Genomic DNA, 17,964 nt, shown 5'->3' with positions numbered 1-17,964 from the left:
CGGAATTGCCAAGACCATTCCACTCGCTGCCTCTCCGAAATATTGCATCGGCTCTCGTGAATCTTGCGGCTTCCACCGTTCAACATCGGCTTCTGCGACGATGCGCGGGGACGATTTAGGCAGAAATTTACTCGCAAGAGATTCCCATATATCCTTCAAAAGTCAAATATAATTCCGACGTTTGAAAATTTTTACATGGGTATATAAGAATAATTTCCGTTCTGTCGCAATTAATACTTTGACGACGCGATCCGTATGGCGAGGCAAGATTGCGACGGCAATAACTGCCATTCGATTAGCTGTTTTTCCCTCATTGCTGGTTCAAGGAATTCGGAATGGGAAAGCTCGGAGGCATCTTGAGGCAAGTCGGCAGTAATGTTGCGACGGATGGCCATGAAGACCTGCTGTTCGGCCGGCTTCAGCGAAGCCTCCTGAAATTTCTCGCCCGCCGGCGGCGCAAATCAGCAAGCGGAATATTTGAGGATGTGATCCGGCTGCAACTGCTTTTCGTGCCCCCGAAAGCGGTTCCGCTCATGCAGCCGGCCGTGGTCGGATATCGCAGGCCCCGCCGTTCAGGCACGGGTGATTGCTCCTAGCGGCATCTCGGGGGGATTTATATGTACAGGGATTCGATGGTCTTTCCCGAAGGAGCGCAATCTTCGGCCGTAAAACCAAGTGAGCAGCCGTCCTGGCTACCGCCAATCAACGCGCGGCTGCTTGCTTTCCTTCCGACGCGTCAGCGCTTTCCCCTAATCGGTCCCGCTTTCTCCGCGTCCCTGAGGCCGATCGAATTGACGATGGGTGCTGCCGATGGCGTCGTCAGCTGGGGAAACGGTCCGCTTTCCCGCCTGGCACGCCTCTATGCGCGGGTGCTGCGCCTGCCTTTCTGGACGGTGGAAGGTGGCTTCCTGCAATCGACCGGCCCGGACGCTGCTTCACCAATCTCCGTTATCGCCGACGACCTCGGCATTCATTTTTCCGCACGCCAACCTTCACGGCTCGAGGCACTGCTTCAAGACGCGTCCTTCGATGCGGATGTTCGGCGAGCGCGGGACCTGCGGCGCTGGATCAACCGCGAGAGACTTTCCCAAGATGGCCACGGCCCCGAAGGAACGTTTCGTCTTCGCCGAAGCCGTCGCAGGCGCATCCTGCTCGTCGACGAAGTGGTCGGAGATAGCGCCGTCGAAAGCGCCGGCGCAGACGCAGCGACCTTCGCGAGAATGTGGACGGCGGCTCTGGCGGAGGCAAATGCCGACATCATCGTAAAATGCCATCCCGACGTCGTCGCTGGCCGCGCACGAGGTTTTCTTCAGCCTCTTGCGCAAACCATGGATGTGCAATTCGTGGACAAGGCGATTTCAACGCACTCCCTTCTGGATATGGTGGATGAGGTCTGGACGGTATCAAGCCGGCTCGGCCTCGAAGCACTGCTGCGGGAAATACCCGTCGTTACCTTCGGCATGCCCGCCTATGCCGGCTGGGGACTGACCGCAGATCGTGCCGAGGGCGCGGTAGCGGCTACGGCACGCTGCCGTCGAGGGCGCCATGTCAGCATAGACGAGTTTGCCGCGGCTTCATTTTTTCAATACTCGCGCTATGTTGATCCCGTCTCACGCAGTCCGATCACGGCCGAGCAGGCGGTGGAACGGCTCCTCGAATGGCGCGCTCGCGCCCGCTCGCTCACGGGCCGTTACCTTTGCGTCAATTTCTCGCTTCATAAACGCGCGGTCATGCGACGATACCTGAGCAGCCCGCGATCGCAAGTTCATTTCGCCAACAATCCGAGCGCCTCGGAAATCCAGAGCGCCGACACGATCGTTCTTTGGGGCAATGCTCCCGCTCCCGAGGAAGGAGTTTTATGGAAGCATGGCAAGAGATTGCCGGTCATGCGGGTTGAAGACGGGTTCATCCGCTCTTCCGGTCTTGGCAGCTCGCTCGTGCCGCCATCCTCGCTCTGCTTCGATGAGGAAGGCATCTATTTTGATGCCTCCGCGCCGAGCCAGCTGGAAACAATCCTGAACAGGACGAATTTCGATGATGCGCTTCTCGAGCGGGCGCAACGCCTGCGGCAAGCCGTCGTCTCCATGGGCATCACCAAATACAATCTGCCGCCGCAGCCTGCACCGGATTATCGTACACTGGCCGAAGGCCGCACCATCGTTTTGGTGGCCGGCCAAGTTCCGAACGACGCCTCATTGCGCTTCGGCATGGCAAGCCATTCCTCCGATATCGAACTGCTGAGGGCCGTCCGCCGTGCCAGGCCCAAGGCGTTCATCATCTATAAGCAGCATCCGGATCTTCTAGCGAAGGCGACCGGCCGTCGCCCAACTCCATCCCCGCCAGCGGAGGCCGCCGATCTGGTGATCGGCAATGTCGATCTGGGCAACCTTCTGAGTGTGGTCGACGAAGTCCATGTCGCAACCTCGCAGATCGGATTCGAGGCGCTGCTGCGCGAAAGACCGGTATGGTGCTATGGTCTCCCCTTTTACGCGGGCTGGGGTCTTACGCATGATGCGGTCGTCTCCTTGCGGCGAAAGCGGGTGCTAACGCTTGATGCACTGGTTGCAGGCACGCTCATCCTCTATCCCCGATACTGGTCGAATATCACCAATCTTCCATGCGAGGCGGAAGACGTCGTCGCCGAACTCTATCGCTCCCGCCAGGGTATTGCTCCAAATCCATCGCGGCGGCGCTGGCTGGCGCAGGCTATCCATATGCTCGAGGCCAGAAAATTATGACCAAGCCCGTCGTCATGGATATTTCTCGATTGATGGAACGGGCGCATTGCCCGACGCCCACCGGTATCGATCGCTATGAGCTTCATTACGCCAACTGGCTGAACGAACGCCGCAAACGGACTGCCTTGACAGATTTCGATGCTATTTCGCGGCCGTCCTGGTTTGTAGAGACCGGTCGCAACAGCGCCGTTGCCATTCCGTCCGAACGTGCGGACAAGCTGGTCTCCATGCTCAACAACCGCTGGTCGGCGACAGATATATCGCCAACGCAGGCCGCTCTTCTCGAACGGATTTTCGCCGCTATCGACGGCAAGATCAGGTGGCAGGCCGCAGCCGAAGTAAGGGCAGGCGAAGCCCATACGCAAAAGCTGCGCAAGATCGCGCATGCTGTCGCCAGCCATTTCACGCATGGCCTGATGCTGCCGCCCAGAGCTTCCTTTGTCCACGTGTCGCACAGCCGGCTGGATCGAACATCCGCCTTCTCCTGGCTGGGAGAAACCGGTCGCAACGGCGTTTTTTATGTCCACGACCTTATCCCGCTATCGCATCCGGAATTCGTCCGACCGGAGGAGCCGGAGCGGCATCGCCGCAGGATGGAGACGGTGCTGAAACATGCATCGCTGGTGCTTTGCAATTCGCAGGTAACCGCACGTGCCCTGCGCACGTTTGCTCAGCAGAGCGACAGGCCTGCCCCCTCGATCGCAGTCCTGCCCCCAGGCATCGAGCGTTGCTTCCTCTCTCCGCCAAACGAGATGCCGCGCCCCCGGATGCCTTACTTCGTGACGCTCGGAACGATCGAACCGCGCAAAAACCACATGTTGTTGCTGCATCTTTGGCAATATCTGGCCGAACGTGATGGGGCGATGGCCCCGCGGCTCGTAATTGTCGGCAAGAGAGGGTGGGAAAACAGTCACATCCTGGCAATGCTGGAGCGATGCCCTGCCCTGCCCGGACTCGTCATCGAGGTGCCGGGGCTCGAGGATGCGGCTTTGGCGCGGCTGGTTGCCGGCGCAGCTGGTCTTCTGGCCCCATCCTTTACCGAGGGCTACGGCATGCCCGTCGCCGAGGCGATCGCGCTCGGCACACCCGTCATCGCCTCCAACATCAGTGCCCATCGCGAAGCCGCCGCCGGACAGCCCGCCATCTTCCTCGACCCGCTTGATGGGCTGAGCTGGAAAGCCGGGCTGGACATGATCGCCACCTCGCCGCAACGCCGAATGAAACCCGGCCCATCAAGCGGATGGGATACGCATTTCGATGATTTGGAGGCATTGATCGAGGCCGATTTTTCGGCGCGACGCCATGCTGCCCAACGGGCTCCAAGGCGCATCGCGAGAATATCGACCTCGCCGGTTTTGCAGTGAGAGGCAGTGGTGCGGGCAAAAGACAGCAACAGCACAAATACGGTTGATCAAAGATCTGGGAGCAGCAAAGTGACAAGCTTTTACGACATCGAGAACTGCTACAAATTCATCCTCGGCCGCGCAATGAACGAGGATGAGCGTAACGTCATCGGACAGAATCTATTGCAGCTGACGGACGTTTCTCTCGAGGAGCATCGTCGGCGTTTCCTCAGCTCATACGAATTTCATCACCGCCATGGCGAACTTCTCTTCAACAATTTCGTGCCGAAATCGATTTTCGTTCTGTTCGAGACCAAATACAATTTCAAGCTGTATCTCGATCTGCGCCAGTATCACATATCTTTTGGCATCATGAGCGGTGAATATGAGAAATTCGATGTCGATCTCGTCAAGGCCATTCTGCCCGAGACCGGACAGTTCATCGATGTCGGTGGCAATGTCGGCTACTACTCACTCTCCATTGCGGCCCATCCGACATTCAAAGGAACGGTCCTTGCCTTCGAGCCGCTGCCGAAGCTCTGGGATCTGTTCAACCGGTCAATCCTGGAGAACGGCTTTGAAGATCGCGTTAGCGTTCGCCAGCTCGCGCTTGCCGATGTGCCAGGCGAGCTACAACTCAATAATGCCGAGGACACCGTCAACGCCGGGGCGACGCGGCTAGTCACGAATTCGACCGACACCAAGGTCGGACGCATGACCAAGGTCGAGACACTCGACCGCGTCGTCGGTGGCCTGCGACCCGATGTCATGAAGGTCGATATCGAGGGGGCGGAAGGCTTGTTCCTGAAAGGAGCGAAAAAAACGCTATCGGCACATAAGCCCTCCCTCTTGATGGAGATCAACCGCGACATGCTCTCCGTCCTGTCGAAAACGACGCCCGGCGCGATCCACCAGCAACTTACCGAACGCGGCTACCGCATCTGGAACAGTGCACAAAATAAGTTGACTCGGATGACCTCACCTGAGGAACTCGACTTGAATTTTCAGTTCGGCGTAGTCGCGAACATCCTGGCCGTCCACGACGATCGCGCCGAGAACGTCAGCGAAAGTCTTCAGCGACTTGGTCTGACACTTGGGTCGACGAAGGCAAAGAAACAACGTCAGCGAGAACCGGCGCTTTAGCCCCATCAGTGCCCGATTGTGCGATGTCGGTGCGAGATGCCGGCATGTCCGCATCTTATACGGAGACATGATTGCGCAAGCAGATCGATGATATAGCCGAGGTCGCCTACTACGGCTCGTGCCCGAGCGAGGAGTTCGTTCGCCACGCCTTTCCGAATAGCAGAATCCCGTTCTTTTGCTACGGCATCAATGTCGCCAGCTTCATGGACGAGCGGAAAGCAAGCCTCAGAGCGATCGAGACATGGCCGGAGCCGATCAGGAAAAAGCTGCGCTTCGAAGCACGTAAGGGCTTCCGGGAGCGATTGAGGCAAGCAGCCCCGAAAATGCTTGTCGTCGATTTCAGCCGCATCACGCGCGCCTCGCTCATGCGCTATAGGAACACCCTGCTGACAGTGCCCTATGAGCTACTGGAGGCGGGACCGGATTTGCAGCGGGAAGCTTTCGGCATCTTCAAGATCATCCCCTTCGGCTGTCGTGAATTTTGGACGCACGTAATCGCGGCAATGAAGGCATTTTGCGATTTCGTGAACACAGAAATTCCCGATACGAGGCTGATTCTGCTCGACGTTCCGCCCACCGCCGATTATCGCGGCACGCTCATTGACAGCAATACCTATATGATCGACTTCTGCCGCTGGCAGATGCGCTATCCGATGTCGCGCATGCTCGTAGACTTCTGCCTGGAGCATATCGAAAACAGTCGGGTACTAACGCCGCGCTCCGACCTTTATTCCGACGACACCGCCCTCTATGGACCTGCGCCGATGCACTATTCTGCCGAGGTCTGGAAAGAGATGGCGGGGCGCTTCCATGCGGATGGCGGCTTTGAAGGCTTGCCTCGCTCCAGCGACTTGCTCTCGATCCTCACGAATTATTCCGGCCTTATGGATGCGTTCACCAGGACCGCATTGTCGAACCAGAACCTTCACCGGTTCAGCCTCGATATTCTGCATGGGGCACTACCCTATCTTTTCGCAAGAATCAGCAGTCCCGCTCACAGCCATTTCGGCGATCCAATCGATTCCCACGATGTCGTTGCCGCCTTTCGTTGGATTCTTGGCCGTGAGCCAGAGTCCGCAGAAACCTTCCTCAACCACTACGCGCTACACAACCGCGGCGAGCTGCGTGAAACGCTGCTGCGTTCCTTCGAATTCCAGAGCCAGGTGCCTCATTATGCCAAGCAGCAGTAGCGCGGCGGGAAACCGGACGTTCATCGCATCATTCGAACTTGATGTGGCTGCGTGCCACGTTGACCAGAAAGAGGCCGACGGCGGTGGTGAACAGGCAGCATTTCAAAAGATAGCTGACGTCGTAGAAGGTCTGCACCGTGTCGCCAAATACGCCGGCGCGGAAAAGCTCAAAGCAGTGGACGGTTGGGACATAAAGCGCCAGCTTCTGGGCGCCACTGGGAAGCCAGGCCACCATGAAGAACATGCCGCAGATCGGCAGCGTCAGATATTGGAACGGCGGTATGAACTTCTCGACGAACTCGAACCGCTCCGAACTCGCGGCAAAGATAAGCCCTACTCCGAACGAAAACCAGGCCATGAACAGCCAACCTGTCAAAAGCAGGCCGAGATCCTGGAACGGCGGGATGATGCCTGCCAAACGCGCAACCGTGTAGACGATGATGAGCGCTGCGGTCGTGCCGGCAATCTCCAGAAGTGCGCGAGCAATCAGTGCATCCGCGAAGCGGATCTGACGATGATACATCAGAGGCATGTTCTGACGAAGACAAGAGACCGCGTGACCACTTATGTGGCGCCAGAGCGTCAGCGGCATATAGCCGCTCAAAACGAAAGCCGCGACCGTCAATCCATGCGCCTCGTGATTGAGCAGCGTCCACATGATCATGACACCCGTGGTCAGGATCATCGGTTCCAGCGCAAGCCACAGGAAGCCGATGTTTTCCCGCCCATAGCGTATGAGCATTTCGCGCATGATCAGCGCACCAAGGACGCGCCCCTGAATCTTCAATCCGGTAATGAACTGCGAATCCCCACGCGCGCCTGCCGATACCTGATGCACTCGAAGCCCTCCTGGTCGCTACGCCGTCTCCATCAGACGGTCGGTCAACGATACCGGCGGGGGGCGGGCGCTCAATCTTCATTGCGCCGGACTTGGACAATTACCGTCCATAGCGTCCGCTTGCGGATATCCAACGACAGGCAATCGTCAGAAAGGGCATGGCCATGGCTCTGATAAACTCCGAGAACGAAAATAAGAAAGTGGATACTGAGCAGCGCTCGCAACCTTTACGTCAAATGGTCGCAAAATCGATCAGCGGAACGACAAAAGCCCGCAGGCATCGCAAGCGCCTTGGCCGTATGCGCGTTTATATACTGGCAGTTGTCGCCCCTACCCTCGCCGTCAGCGCCTATTACGCGTTTATCGCCGCCCCCATCTATGTATCGGAATCCTCCTTCGTCGTTCGTATGGCGGCGCCACCATCATCCAGCGTCTTCGGCTCTCTGTTGCAGAACAGCGGGATTACGCGCTCGCAGGACGATACCTTTTCCGTGCAGGAATATATCCGCTCCCGTCAGGCGCTGAAGGAACTTGCCGAACGGCTTCCCGTACGTGCTATTTTCGGCAGCCCGCAGGCAGACTGGCTGACGCGCTTTCCTCGCTTCTGGGAAACCAACAGCGAGGAACAGCTCTATAATTACTATTCGAACCGAGTGTCCGTCATTCACAACGACACCACGGGTATCACCGTCCTGCGGACGACAGCCTTTCACGCGCAGGATGCCGCGGACATGAACACATCATTGCTGGCGCTCGGCGGCGATCTTCTCGACCGGCTCAACAACCGCGCCCGCGGCGATGCCGTTCGCTTTGCCGATGGCGAGGTGCAGCAGGCGCAGCAGCGGGTCATTGACGCGCAGAGAAACATAACGAACTTCAGAAACAAGGAGCTGATGATCGACCCGAATGCCAGCTCCATGTCGATGATCGATCTCATCAGCAATTTGACGTCGGCTCTCGCCAACACACGGGCACGCCTAGCAGAAACACGAAAGACTGCGCCGGACAGTAACTCCATCCCGTTTTTGACGAGTCAGGCTGCTGCACTGGAGCAGCAAATCGAGAGTGAACGAGCCAAAATGGTCGGATCCGACAAATCCGTCGCGCCCAGAATTGCGGATTACGAAAGTCTCGTCCTGGTGCGGGAGTTTTCCAACAAGGCGCTCGTTGCTGCCCTCGATTCGCTCGAAGCGGCCCGAGCCGATGCCCGCCGGCAACAGCTCTATCTTGAGGTCGTCGTTCCACCGCAGATGCCCGACGAGGCAGAGATGCCTTATGAGCTCAAGAACATTACAGTCGTTTTCCTGTCCTTGAGCCTTTGCTATCTGCTGGGCTGGCTCATGGTCACTGCCATCAGGGATCACGAAAGCGGCTGATCCCGATATCAATCAGGATGCCAGAAGCAGGTATAAATCTCCGCCATGCAGGCGCGGATTTCTCGGCTGGCGATCGAATCCGGCGTAACATGGCCATAGAGACTGAACTCCGCATCGCGTGCGCGAATGTAATATCGCAAGGCAGCATCGATATCCCGCATGGCCTTGTACAGATGCGCAGTCTGGATTTCGACGTCGATCACTGAGGCTGCATCGAGGTTTTGCGCATATTCACGATAGACATCGTAGAGCCTCAGCGCTTCGTCGAAATCGCCGGCTTCCTTGGTCGCGTTGGCGTAAACGGCAATCAGATCGATTTCGCCATCCGTCTCCACGAGATCGTACAATTGCGCCCGCGCTTGATGCCAGCGCCGCGACTGAAGCAATTCCATCGCGTTCTGGCGTTTGCGCTCTATATCGATGCGCGAAAATCGAAGACGCGCCGACTCCAGATGAGCGGCGATATCAGCATTAGCGGGCGCGAGAACATGGGCTTGCTCGTACCATTGAAGCGCGGATTCCCACTTATTCATCCGATTGTAGAGATGCCCGAGTTGGAGGTGAATGTCGATATCGTCGGGCTCTTCCGCGAGGAAGTGCTGGTATGCCTCAAGCGCCGCATCGAAATCGCCATTCTCCTTGTGGGCATGCCCCAGCTGAACGAATAGCGATACTCGCGCGGGATTTTGCTTCAGCGCCTGCTGATAATAGAAGGCGGCCGCCGCCCAATCGCGCCGATCGCGCGCGGCATCTGCCGCGGCGAGAGCATTGATTGGCGTATCCGCTTCGGCCGCCTCTTTCTCCGCCTGGCCGACGCGCAGGAGCGTCGATGCAAATCTCAGTTCTCGTCTCATGATACGCGCCGCATCGAAATGTTTCGAGGACGCAGCCAGCGGTCTTCGGGAGAGCGCTCGTGAATGCGAACACGCAATTCGATGAAACGATGTTCCCGCTTGATGGCCACACACACGGTTCCGGAGAACGAACCGACCAGCGTCATGACCTGTAGAAAATCGAGACCTGAATTGGCGACGATCTCGATATCAAGCCTGGCCGTTTGCGGTTGGATAATGTCGAGATCCAGCAACCAGTCGCCTTCCGCCATGCTGCGCTTGGGACCTGTCAACAGCCAGCCCGACTGCACCGTCCAGCTGCCGTCATTGATCTGCAGCGGTTGGCACAGGAGATCTGGAGCGATCATCCAGCCGACGTTTTCGACCTCACGCACAAAGACGAGCATCGCCTGACCATCCGGATTGATCAGCAGCCCCGACGGCGTGATGTTTGCGTTGGAGGCATCGGGCAGCTCATGCGTGTCATCGTCATCTTCGGGCAGCAGCGTATCCCAATACGCTGTCTTGCCATCCCGGCGCGCGATGGCGACAATCCGCTTCACCACGTCTCTTCGCTTAAGGACGCCGCGCCTAAGGTCGAACTCCATCCCTAACCGCTCGGCGGATGTCGGATCGCGGCCGCAGATCCGCGAAAATGCATGACGCAGGAAAGCCGGGTCATCGTCTTTCGCGAATCGAACGAAATTCTCCACCATGGCGAACTGGTCCGGTTCCCGACGCAATGCATGCAGGCCGGACAGGCCGTTCAATGATTGCGGGGCGGGACGGCGAGCCTTCAGCGCGTCCACCACACGCAGCCGACTGGTGCCGCCGCGAATGGCATTTGCAAGCGAAAGACGATCGTCGGCTGTCAGATCGGCCTCCGTCAGGTCCAATGCCTTTGCCCAGGCGTCGATGAAGGATTCCGCGGGCAAGGAGAACACGTCTTTCGGCAGCGAGCTCAAAGGCTGCCTATGCAACTCGGCGATGGTCAATATCTTCCCCCAACATCTTCTCGATGGCTGTGACATGCCGCGCGGCAGTGCGCGGATAGGAATACCAGTGGGCGGCCTGGCTGCGGTCTCGATCCAACATCGAGAGCAGCGAGGGATTTTGAGCAAGGCTGAGAAACGCTTCCGCGATACACTCTATCTCGGTGCTTCTCACGACGTGACTGAACGGCCACAAGTCGCGAAGAACGGGAGAGCGAGAGCAAAGCAGCGGGCGGCCAACGCTCATTGCGATACGCGCTGCCCCGGTCGCCGTTTCGGTCGAGTGGCCATACAGGAAAGAAAGCAGGTCGCAGGTCATAAGTTCGAGACGCAACTCTCTTTCCGGAATGAAGTCGAAACGCGCGGTGATCTTGTCGGATAGTCCGAGATAGGCGATCAGATTTTCGATCACGGCGCGTACCGCGCGCGATTCATCGTTGGGCACCATGCAGTTGAACAACTTGAGGCGTAGCCTCGGCTCGTAGTTCAATGCCTCCGCAAAGGCCAATACCAGACGGTCGATATTCTTGTGGGGCATCAGGAACCCGAAGGAACCGATGGTGAAATGCGACGGGTGGGGTGCAGGTGCATCTTCCGGCGCCAAGAGAACGCCGTGCGGTATGACGATCGGGTTCGGGTGGCCGGCAGCCGAAACGGCTGCTGCATCCTCTGCCGAATGCAGGAAGACGATGTCGAATGCGCGGGTCCAGTCGAGTGATCCACCGCGCAGCGCCTCTTTCACGCTATGCATGGTCAGCACGCGCAGCCGATGACTGGTTGCTGCGATCGGCTGGGCCAGTAATTCCATGTCCGGTGTTGAGAAATGCCCCGGATGATGTTGCATCCATAAGACATCGCCGCGTCCCTGCTCCAGCCGCCCAGCCAGGCGTTTGAGCGAAGCAAGATCATAGCCCCACAGCCGCGACATGCTGTGCGGTGTTGCCTCGATCATATCAACGGGCGCTTCGGGCAGCGCATCGTCCATGATCCGCCGGGCAAAGATATGCTCGATCCTGCCCTCGAATGCGGGCGCGCTATAGAGGTGCTGCGAATAGGTGGCGATACCGCACTGCTGTTGCCAGGAGGAGATGAGATCGATGGTCCAATCCTGCCGTGGTTGGGCCGCTGTCCGCGCGGATTTTGCAAGAGCGCTCAGGGTACGGATAGCGACCGATCTCCAGCTGAAATGCGCTTTCAACAATGATTTCGCCTTTTGCGTTCGGCTTTGGGCCTCATCGGGATGGTCGAGCACGGCGCGCATCTGCGCTCCGAGATGCTGCACAGAGGGTTCGGCCCAAAGACTATGAGAGCCAGCCACATGAGCCTGAGATGCCGACATATGGCAATCGACCAGCCAAGCCGTGTCGGGACGGCAGAAATCGAGCTGGCCGCTGTAATTCGTGGTGACAACGGGAACATCGAGCAGCATAGCTTCCGCCAACGGCAAGCCGAAACCCTCGCCCCGGCTTGGCGCCACCAACATCGCGGCGGATCGATAGAGCGCGCGGAGCTGGCTTGGATTGTAATGCTTGTCGATGATGGTGATGGGGGGAGCATCGGCGAGCTTGTCGCGCCTGTCGGCCAGAACAGATGCCGAGATATTATTCGGATTTGGAAAAGTCTTGATTACCAGTTCGACCGGATCATCCGCACGGAAGCTGTCCAGGAACGCATCGATCAGGACGTCGACACCCTTGCGCGGAAAGCAGGAAGAGACATGCAGAATGCGTCTGCGTCTGCTTTCGGGCAATGGGGATGGCACGTCGTCAGCAAGGGCCGAGAGATGATCACAGCCATTTCCGGTAACTTCCACCGGTATTGTGACGCCGGACCGCGCGAAACTGTCGCGAACGAAATTCGAAATGACGGTCACAAGGTCGAGATCGCGGTTAAAGCGATCCACCAGGTATTGCGGAAATTCGAGCTCCTCCCAGGCAAAGGCAACATAGGCATTCTGCCGTCCGACCATGTTATGGGTCACCGGGGGCCAGGTATTGCGAAGATGGATGTCAAAGGTCTCTTTGAACGGGTAGTCATCGCGCATGCGGCGGATGATATCCGGTGCCGTCGCCAGGTTGACATCGCTCTGCCAATCGTCTTCGGCCGTATGACAAATGAGATTGACGCCCAAATCGATGAGCGCCTGCGCAAGGTGGCGATTGACGATCGCCAGGCTGTAATCGCCTTTGAACACTCCGTCGAAGAAAACTGTCTTGCCGGCAAATTTTCCGATCAGCGATCGCTCATCGATGCGGTCTGCATCGAGCAAGTAGGGCGAGACAGCATCGTCATGGCGCATTCAGTACTCCCAAGCGCTGAAAACAAAAAAATGAACGATATTTTTTGGGCTAAGAGTTTCTCGGTCATACGAAAGTCGAGACGGGACCGACACGTCAACATCCCGCTTCAATCGCCTGCGGGCAGTCTTAACCGCCCGCAGTTCGCTTTGCATTCGAGCATCAGGATGCTTGCGCATCCTGAACGATGTAACCCAGTTCCTCGGCTCGCCGTTCGAGGATCGTGCGGGCTTGCTCCAACACCTTGCCGGCATAGACTGGAGGATAGCACCAGTCGTTCCAGTTGCGTGTTGCCGTGCCCGACATCGCGCCGAACCGCAGGACGCCCGGCTCAAGGAAGGACATACGGCCACCGAGATCCAGGTAGGTTTCCGTTGGAGCGCCTTCGGCGAGAATGATCGAGTGCTGCTCCAGTTCGATATGGAAATATTCGAAAGGTGCGAGCGTTCCCTCCTGAGTAACGGTGGTGCCGTTGACCAGGAATTTGGCGGGGATCAGAGACTCCTCCAGGAACATGCAGTGATCCGGAGAGACATAGAGATCCTGCGAGGGGACGTTTTCGGCAAATGCCCCGGACTGGATACGGATAGGAAGGGTATCGCGAGGCTTGTCGATGGCTTTCGGATCGAGGCGCCGACGACCGACCCATTTGATTTCCGCGACGCCCTTGTGAGTGACCACAAGATCGCCGACCCGCAAATCCTCGATCGGCGTATCTCCCTCCGGCGTACGAATGAGCGTGCCGCGCAGGAAGCAGCTCGTGAAGGTCAGCGTGTCGGTGCCTCCGTCATAGGTATAAGTGACGCCGGCCGGGATCGTATAGGAGCCAATCGCAAAGAGATGAAGCGAATCGGTATAGAAGGTGACGGTATTTCCCGACTGGCCGACAAAGTTCGAACCGACGATCTCGATTTTGTCGCCGGATTGAACGTTTGTCACGTTCGGTGGCGTCGAAATGTTCAAATTGACGAGACCGGGATTGTATGAGAACAGACCGGTGCCATTAGCACTAGCAAAGTCCACGGTGACGCCGTTCAGCAAACCGACGTTGAGCAGACCGGCTTCGACGTTGATGCTGGAGCCAGCGCCGATGGCATAGGTATAGGTCGAACCGGCTCCGATATTGGCAAGACCGGCATTGATCGTCACGTTTGCGCCGTTGATCGCTTCGATCGTCGTACTCGACAGCGCGCCGGTACCGACGAAACTGCTGATATCGACATTGACACCGTCCACTATGACCGTGCCGTTGGAAACCAGGTTCAGCTGGAGCGTGTCTGACGGACCGCCGGCATTGCTACTGTTGATCGTGGTCGTACCGTTGTTGACTAGATTTACGTCAATCAAAGCCATGTTATTACCCTCTCCATTGGATTAACACGTTGTTTTCAAGGCAAATCTGCCGTCAGAACTTGTAGTTCAGACCCACCCGAATGGCATGAAAATCAAGGCTGGCCTTGGAGTTGAGGAGATCCCCACCCATGTTGCTGCTGCCGAAATCAACATACTGATATTCGAGTTTTGCTGTCACATGGTCGGTGAAAGCATGTTCCACACCGGCACCGATAGTCCAGCCGGCCTCGGTCTTGTCATCGTCGAAGCTTACGCCGGCCAACGCGCCCTTGTATTTGACGTGTCCATAGGCGAAGCCGCCGGTTCCGTAGAACAAGGTGTTGTCATAGGCATAACCGATGCGAGGACGAACGGTGCCGTACCAATCGATCTTGGAAGACGCGCTTGCGATGTCGGTTCGGAAGGAATCGCTGATGTCAGCACCTTGGAAATCAGCTTCAAGGCCGACTACCCAGTTGGGATCGAACTGATAGTTGTAGCCGATTTGACCACCACCGAGAAAACCGGATCCCTCAAGCTTGCCATACCTGCCAAGATAATCTCCGAACGAATGGAAACCGACAGTGTCGTTACCGCCGAAACCGCCGCCGGCATTCACACCCACATAGAAGCCGGTCCAAGAAAATACCGGCGCCGCTTCCACGGGAGCTTGAGGCGGTGTGGAAACCGCAAGGTCTGCTGCATAAACGGTACTCCCCGCAACCGCCGCCATCAGGAAAACGGTGGATCCCAAAAACTTGCGCATTCGAAAATTCTCCTTAAAGGAATTCACGAGATTCAACATGTAACTTGTGAGAGTTCACGTTGAAGCCATAATATCGGCGTGATTATAGCTGTAAATACGTGATTGCTAATAAATATTTTTATAAACTATACATTATTTGTATAACGCTGTCGCAATATGTATTGAGGTAATGGTGATTCTATACTGTGGGATCACGCAAATATTCCGGAATCTACCGTTGCCGATCGACACGGTATAGAATCGGAAGGCGGGCTTCGCGTCGCTGCATGCGAATAACTTGTTTCGTCGGCAAAAGGCCGCCGTCAATTTCCGGTGACGTAATTGGATGCAACCCGTCGCTTTCGATATAGACAGTCCACGCACCGTTCTGCAGGTTTCGAGCGCTAACGCAGATATCAATCTGCTGCGCCGGGAGGCCTGACGGGGCGGACCCTTTGAAGGAACGTCTGGCCTCCCAACTGCGCTCAATGCCCTGCCCCAACATCCCTTTCGGAAAGAATCTGCTGGCAGAGCATGCGCGAAAGCAGACGTATATGATCTGTGCTCGCCATTGCATTCAAGCAGGAGAAGAACTGGGCACCTCGGGCTGCAGCATTGCGAGACAAGTGGCGTGCCGGCGTTAGGTATCGGCTTACTTTAAAACCGGCTTTCCAACGCCAGGCGTAATCGGACCTCCGCTGTCGCTTTGCGTATGGACGACAGGACGGTGAAAAGCCACATCTTTGTAGCTATCGCAACCGCCAATTTGCGATGGACGGGAGGCCCGGTCGCCTTGCTTCAAGCACCGGTCGGGCCTCCTCGTTTGCGCTGCACTGGCGCGGCTCACATGCAGTTGCGTCTTTTCTCGCACACGCTGTGATGCTCTGTGATTTCAGGGGACGGGAAGGTTTAACAGCCGGGCTTTAATCGCCGGACGTAACAACGCGTATACTCACCGCATCTGCGGCCTTCAGGAAAGCAGAGCGAACCTGCTCAGGTGAGGCTCTGCCTTTGACGCCCTCGATACAGGCTTGTAACGCTTCTTCGAAAGCATCTCCACTACGGGTCGGCCATTGCCTTGTGAGATACTCGATCGCTTGGCCAATTGAAGCGATGAATTGAAGCTCGTCACCATCACGCGGCGCGATGCCGATAGGCGCGAATGCCAGTTCCTCTGGATCGCTGGAGGCGTCAAATGACGGCGCCTGATCTTGATCTCCGGCGTTTTCGGATTTCGCGCGTCGCCGTCTCGTCACAAGCGTGGCGAGCAATGTCATATCCCGAGCGATCTGGTCCAGGGCCGCTAGTTTGTCCTCTTGAGCTGGCGCTCGATCCAAACTACTCCCTTCAGCTTGCGCTCGCTCCTGGGATAATGGCAGGCGGTCATCCGCGTTCGTCTGAGGACTGGGAACTTCAATAGGGATTGAATTAACGAGCTGCTCACCATGATCGAGGTCGGCACCGCCATTCTCATCATTCCGCCCCATGCCTGTACGTCCCAATGAGCGTCATCGAATACATCTCACTTACGGCAGGCGTGCCGTATCATGCTGCTTCGATAAAAGTACGACTAATAAAGCGTATTTGATTGGTACAGGTTAAAGCTTTGAAACGATTTTGACCAGTATCGCGACAGGAAAAAGAGCGAATACTCATAAAATCACACGAATATTGGCTTATTTTCGATGTATAATTATGGGAGTTTTCGCTTAAAAAGCCGATAGACATGCATGAGAGCGACAGGCGCTCTTCGGAAGTCGTCACGCCAACCCGACGCATGTCGCGTCAAGATCTGCGATGTTTTGCGACGAAAAATGCTGTCGGAACCTTGAAGGGGCGCACCGAAGTGCGCCGCCTGCTCAGACGATGAAGAAAGTCGATGGCGGAACCTGCAATGCGGTGGCAATACGGCGAAGTTTTGCCGGATCGGCCTCGGCTCCAGCCTCGATTTCAATGATTTCCTCACTGGTGAGGCCGCAGGTTTCCGAGAGGTCGTCAACGGTGTAGCCAATGGCTTCACGCGCCTGCCGCACGGCAGCAGCGATCTCACCATCAGGAACGGTAGAAACCTTTGAACTATCGATATTATTCGGAGTAATGGACATGAAATTTCTCCTTCCAAAGTCCGCCGGCCAATTCGTTGCCGGGTGAAGGCAGCTATTGCAGCCATGAGGCAAATCGGCCCAAACAAAAGCGGCCGAACGCTGCGTCAATATAGGCATCAATGCGGCGAGGGCAAGCACGCAGGCGCATAGCAGCCAATCGCTTGGCTCTCAGCTCATTTCGAAATTTAATATTCTGTGATGGCGACGACACGTCATGGTTACAGAAGAATGAACGGTGCTGCGCGTCATCTTGCGACAGTTGCTGCCGGCCGGCTGCGAACGCGACGATCACTTCCTGCCTTTTGCCTTGCGCACTTTGCGCTCAGCCGCAAGCAAAAGTCCCTTGAGTTCCGGTTCACGCACACGGTTGGCTGCTTCGACGAAGGAAACCCACTCGACACGGCGCTGGCCTCGCTCCGGGAAATCCTGCAAGGTCTGATCAACCTCAAGCAGATGCAACCCGACAATGCAGGGGACGCGATTGCCGTCGGCAAGCTGCTTTAAATAGGTGAAATAGCCGAACGGCTTTTTCTTAACCTTGCCGCGTACGCCGGCTTCTTCGTAAGCCTCGATGGCAGCAACTTCATGCGGCTTCTTGCCCTTGATCGGCCAGCCCTTCGGCACGACCCATCGGCCGCTTTCCCGGCTGGTGACGACGAGCATCTCGGCTTCATCGCATTCGGGCAGCTTCCTGTAGCAGATGGCGGCATATTGCTCATGGACCTGGCCGTGCAGCAACTCGTCCGCATGAGAGGCAAGCTCGGACAGAAAGCTTTCCGACCGTCGCAAGGCTTTTTGCTGCGCTGAGAGTGAGGAAGCCATGTGCGCTACTCGCGACATGGTCGATCGACGCACATGCTCCACGAAGCTGGCTGGCTTGTGCTCACAAAAACGGTCTGTGACACGCTGCCCTCCTGTTCGCTTGGGTTTCGTCGAAATTCACAACTGTCATTATGATGCTGTGAGCTGTTGCAGTGACAGTTTTATGAAGGCGGCTGTTGATGATGCGAGGGGCAGCCGCCATCTGGCGGT

The 17,964-nt window shown here is 56.9% G+C and carries 14 protein-coding genes; 5 read left to right on the top strand and 9 right to left on the bottom strand.

Annotated elements, in window-relative coordinates; all coding sequences use genetic code 11:
* Nucleotides 1-617: 617 nt before the first annotated feature.
* The 4 genes from RTCIAT899_RS27025 to RTCIAT899_RS27010 all read left to right on the top strand — a co-directional run bounded on the left by RTCIAT899_RS27025 (nt 618) and on the right by RTCIAT899_RS27010 (nt 6,414).
* The gene (locus RTCIAT899_RS27025; RefSeq protein ID WP_015343015.1) at nt 618-2,738 is read left to right on the top strand and encodes a capsular polysaccharide biosynthesis protein; all 2,121 of its coding nucleotides are present in this window, start codon (nt 618-620) and stop codon (nt 2,736-2,738) included.
* A complete protein-coding gene (locus RTCIAT899_RS27020; RefSeq protein ID WP_015343014.1) occupies nt 2,735-4,102 on the top strand; it encodes a glycosyltransferase family 4 protein in 1,368 nt (455 codons plus the stop codon). The genes RTCIAT899_RS27025 and RTCIAT899_RS27020 overlap by 4 nt, the downstream gene beginning before the upstream one ends.
* A 69-nt stretch (nt 4,103-4,171) precedes the next feature.
* Complete coding sequence (locus RTCIAT899_RS27015; RefSeq protein ID WP_015343013.1) at nt 4,172-5,224, top strand: FkbM family methyltransferase; 1,053 nt, start codon at nt 4,172-4,174, stop codon at nt 5,222-5,224.
* A gap of 71 nt (nt 5,225-5,295) precedes the next feature.
* Complete coding sequence (locus RTCIAT899_RS27010; RefSeq protein ID WP_015343012.1) at nt 5,296-6,414, top strand: DUF6270 domain-containing protein; 1,119 nt, start codon at nt 5,296-5,298, stop codon at nt 6,412-6,414.
* A 28-nt stretch (nt 6,415-6,442) separates the two neighbouring features.
* On the opposite strand, the gene RTCIAT899_RS27005 is transcribed toward RTCIAT899_RS27010, so the two are convergent.
* Nucleotides 6,443-7,252, bottom strand: coding sequence for an ABC transporter permease (locus RTCIAT899_RS27005; RefSeq protein WP_015343011.1), 810 nt, complete (start codon nt 7,250-7,252; stop codon nt 6,443-6,445).
* Nucleotides 7,253-7,416: 164 nt separating this feature from the next.
* Here RTCIAT899_RS27005 and RTCIAT899_RS27000 point away from each other — a divergent pair, with 164 nt between their 5' ends.
* Nucleotides 7,417-8,628, top strand: a complete 1,212-nt coding sequence (locus RTCIAT899_RS27000; RefSeq protein WP_041678406.1) for a KpsE/RkpR family capsule polysaccharide export protein — start codon at nt 7,417-7,419, stop codon at nt 8,626-8,628.
* Between the two features lie 8 nt (nt 8,629-8,636).
* Here the strand turns inward: RTCIAT899_RS27000 and RTCIAT899_RS26995 are convergent, their stop codons facing one another.
* From RTCIAT899_RS26995 to RTCIAT899_RS26955, 8 genes are all read right to left on the bottom strand, one after another.
* The gene (locus tag RTCIAT899_RS26995; protein WP_015343009.1) at nt 8,637-9,482 is read right to left on the bottom strand and encodes a tetratricopeptide repeat protein; all 846 of its coding nucleotides are present in this window, start codon (nt 9,480-9,482) and stop codon (nt 8,637-8,639) included.
* Nucleotides 9,479-10,270, bottom strand: coding sequence for a hypothetical protein (locus RTCIAT899_RS26990; protein WP_244441511.1), 792 nt, complete (start codon nt 10,268-10,270; stop codon nt 9,479-9,481). The genes RTCIAT899_RS26995 and RTCIAT899_RS26990 overlap by 4 nt, the downstream gene beginning before the upstream one ends.
* A gap of 163 nt (nt 10,271-10,433) precedes the next feature.
* Complete coding sequence (locus RTCIAT899_RS26985; protein ID WP_015343007.1) at nt 10,434-12,752, bottom strand: glycosyltransferase family 4 protein; 2,319 nt, start codon at nt 12,750-12,752, stop codon at nt 10,434-10,436.
* Nucleotides 12,753-12,912: 160 nt separating this feature from the next.
* Entirely contained in the window at nt 12,913-14,103 is a 1,191-nt protein-coding gene (locus tag RTCIAT899_RS26980) for a Hint domain-containing protein (protein ID WP_015343006.1), read from the bottom strand.
* Between the two features lie 52 nt (nt 14,104-14,155).
* Nucleotides 14,156-14,848, bottom strand: coding sequence for an outer membrane protein (locus RTCIAT899_RS26975; RefSeq protein ID WP_015343005.1), 693 nt, complete (start codon nt 14,846-14,848; stop codon nt 14,156-14,158).
* A 902-nt stretch (nt 14,849-15,750) separates the two neighbouring features.
* Nucleotides 15,751-16,314 (bottom strand): DUF982 domain-containing protein, encoded by a 564-nt coding sequence (locus RTCIAT899_RS33360; RefSeq protein WP_041678196.1) that lies wholly within the window; start codon nt 16,312-16,314, stop codon nt 15,751-15,753.
* A 372-nt stretch (nt 16,315-16,686) separates the two neighbouring features.
* Nucleotides 16,687-16,932 carry a helix-turn-helix domain-containing protein gene (locus RTCIAT899_RS26960; RefSeq protein ID WP_015343001.1) on the bottom strand — a complete coding sequence of 82 codons (246 nt, stop codon included), beginning with the start codon at nt 16,930-16,932 and terminating at the stop codon, nt 16,687-16,689.
* Nucleotides 16,933-17,220: 288 nt separating this feature from the next.
* Nucleotides 17,221-17,754, bottom strand: coding sequence for an NUDIX hydrolase (locus RTCIAT899_RS26955; RefSeq protein ID WP_015343000.1), 534 nt, complete (start codon nt 17,752-17,754; stop codon nt 17,221-17,223).
* Between the last annotated feature and the right edge of the window lie 210 nt (nt 17,755-17,964).

The organism is Rhizobium tropici CIAT 899, from assembly GCF_000330885.1.
GTDB classification, from domain to species: domain Bacteria; phylum Pseudomonadota; class Alphaproteobacteria; order Rhizobiales; family Rhizobiaceae; genus Rhizobium; species Rhizobium tropici.
This window is presented reverse-complemented; position numbering and strand designations above follow the sequence as displayed.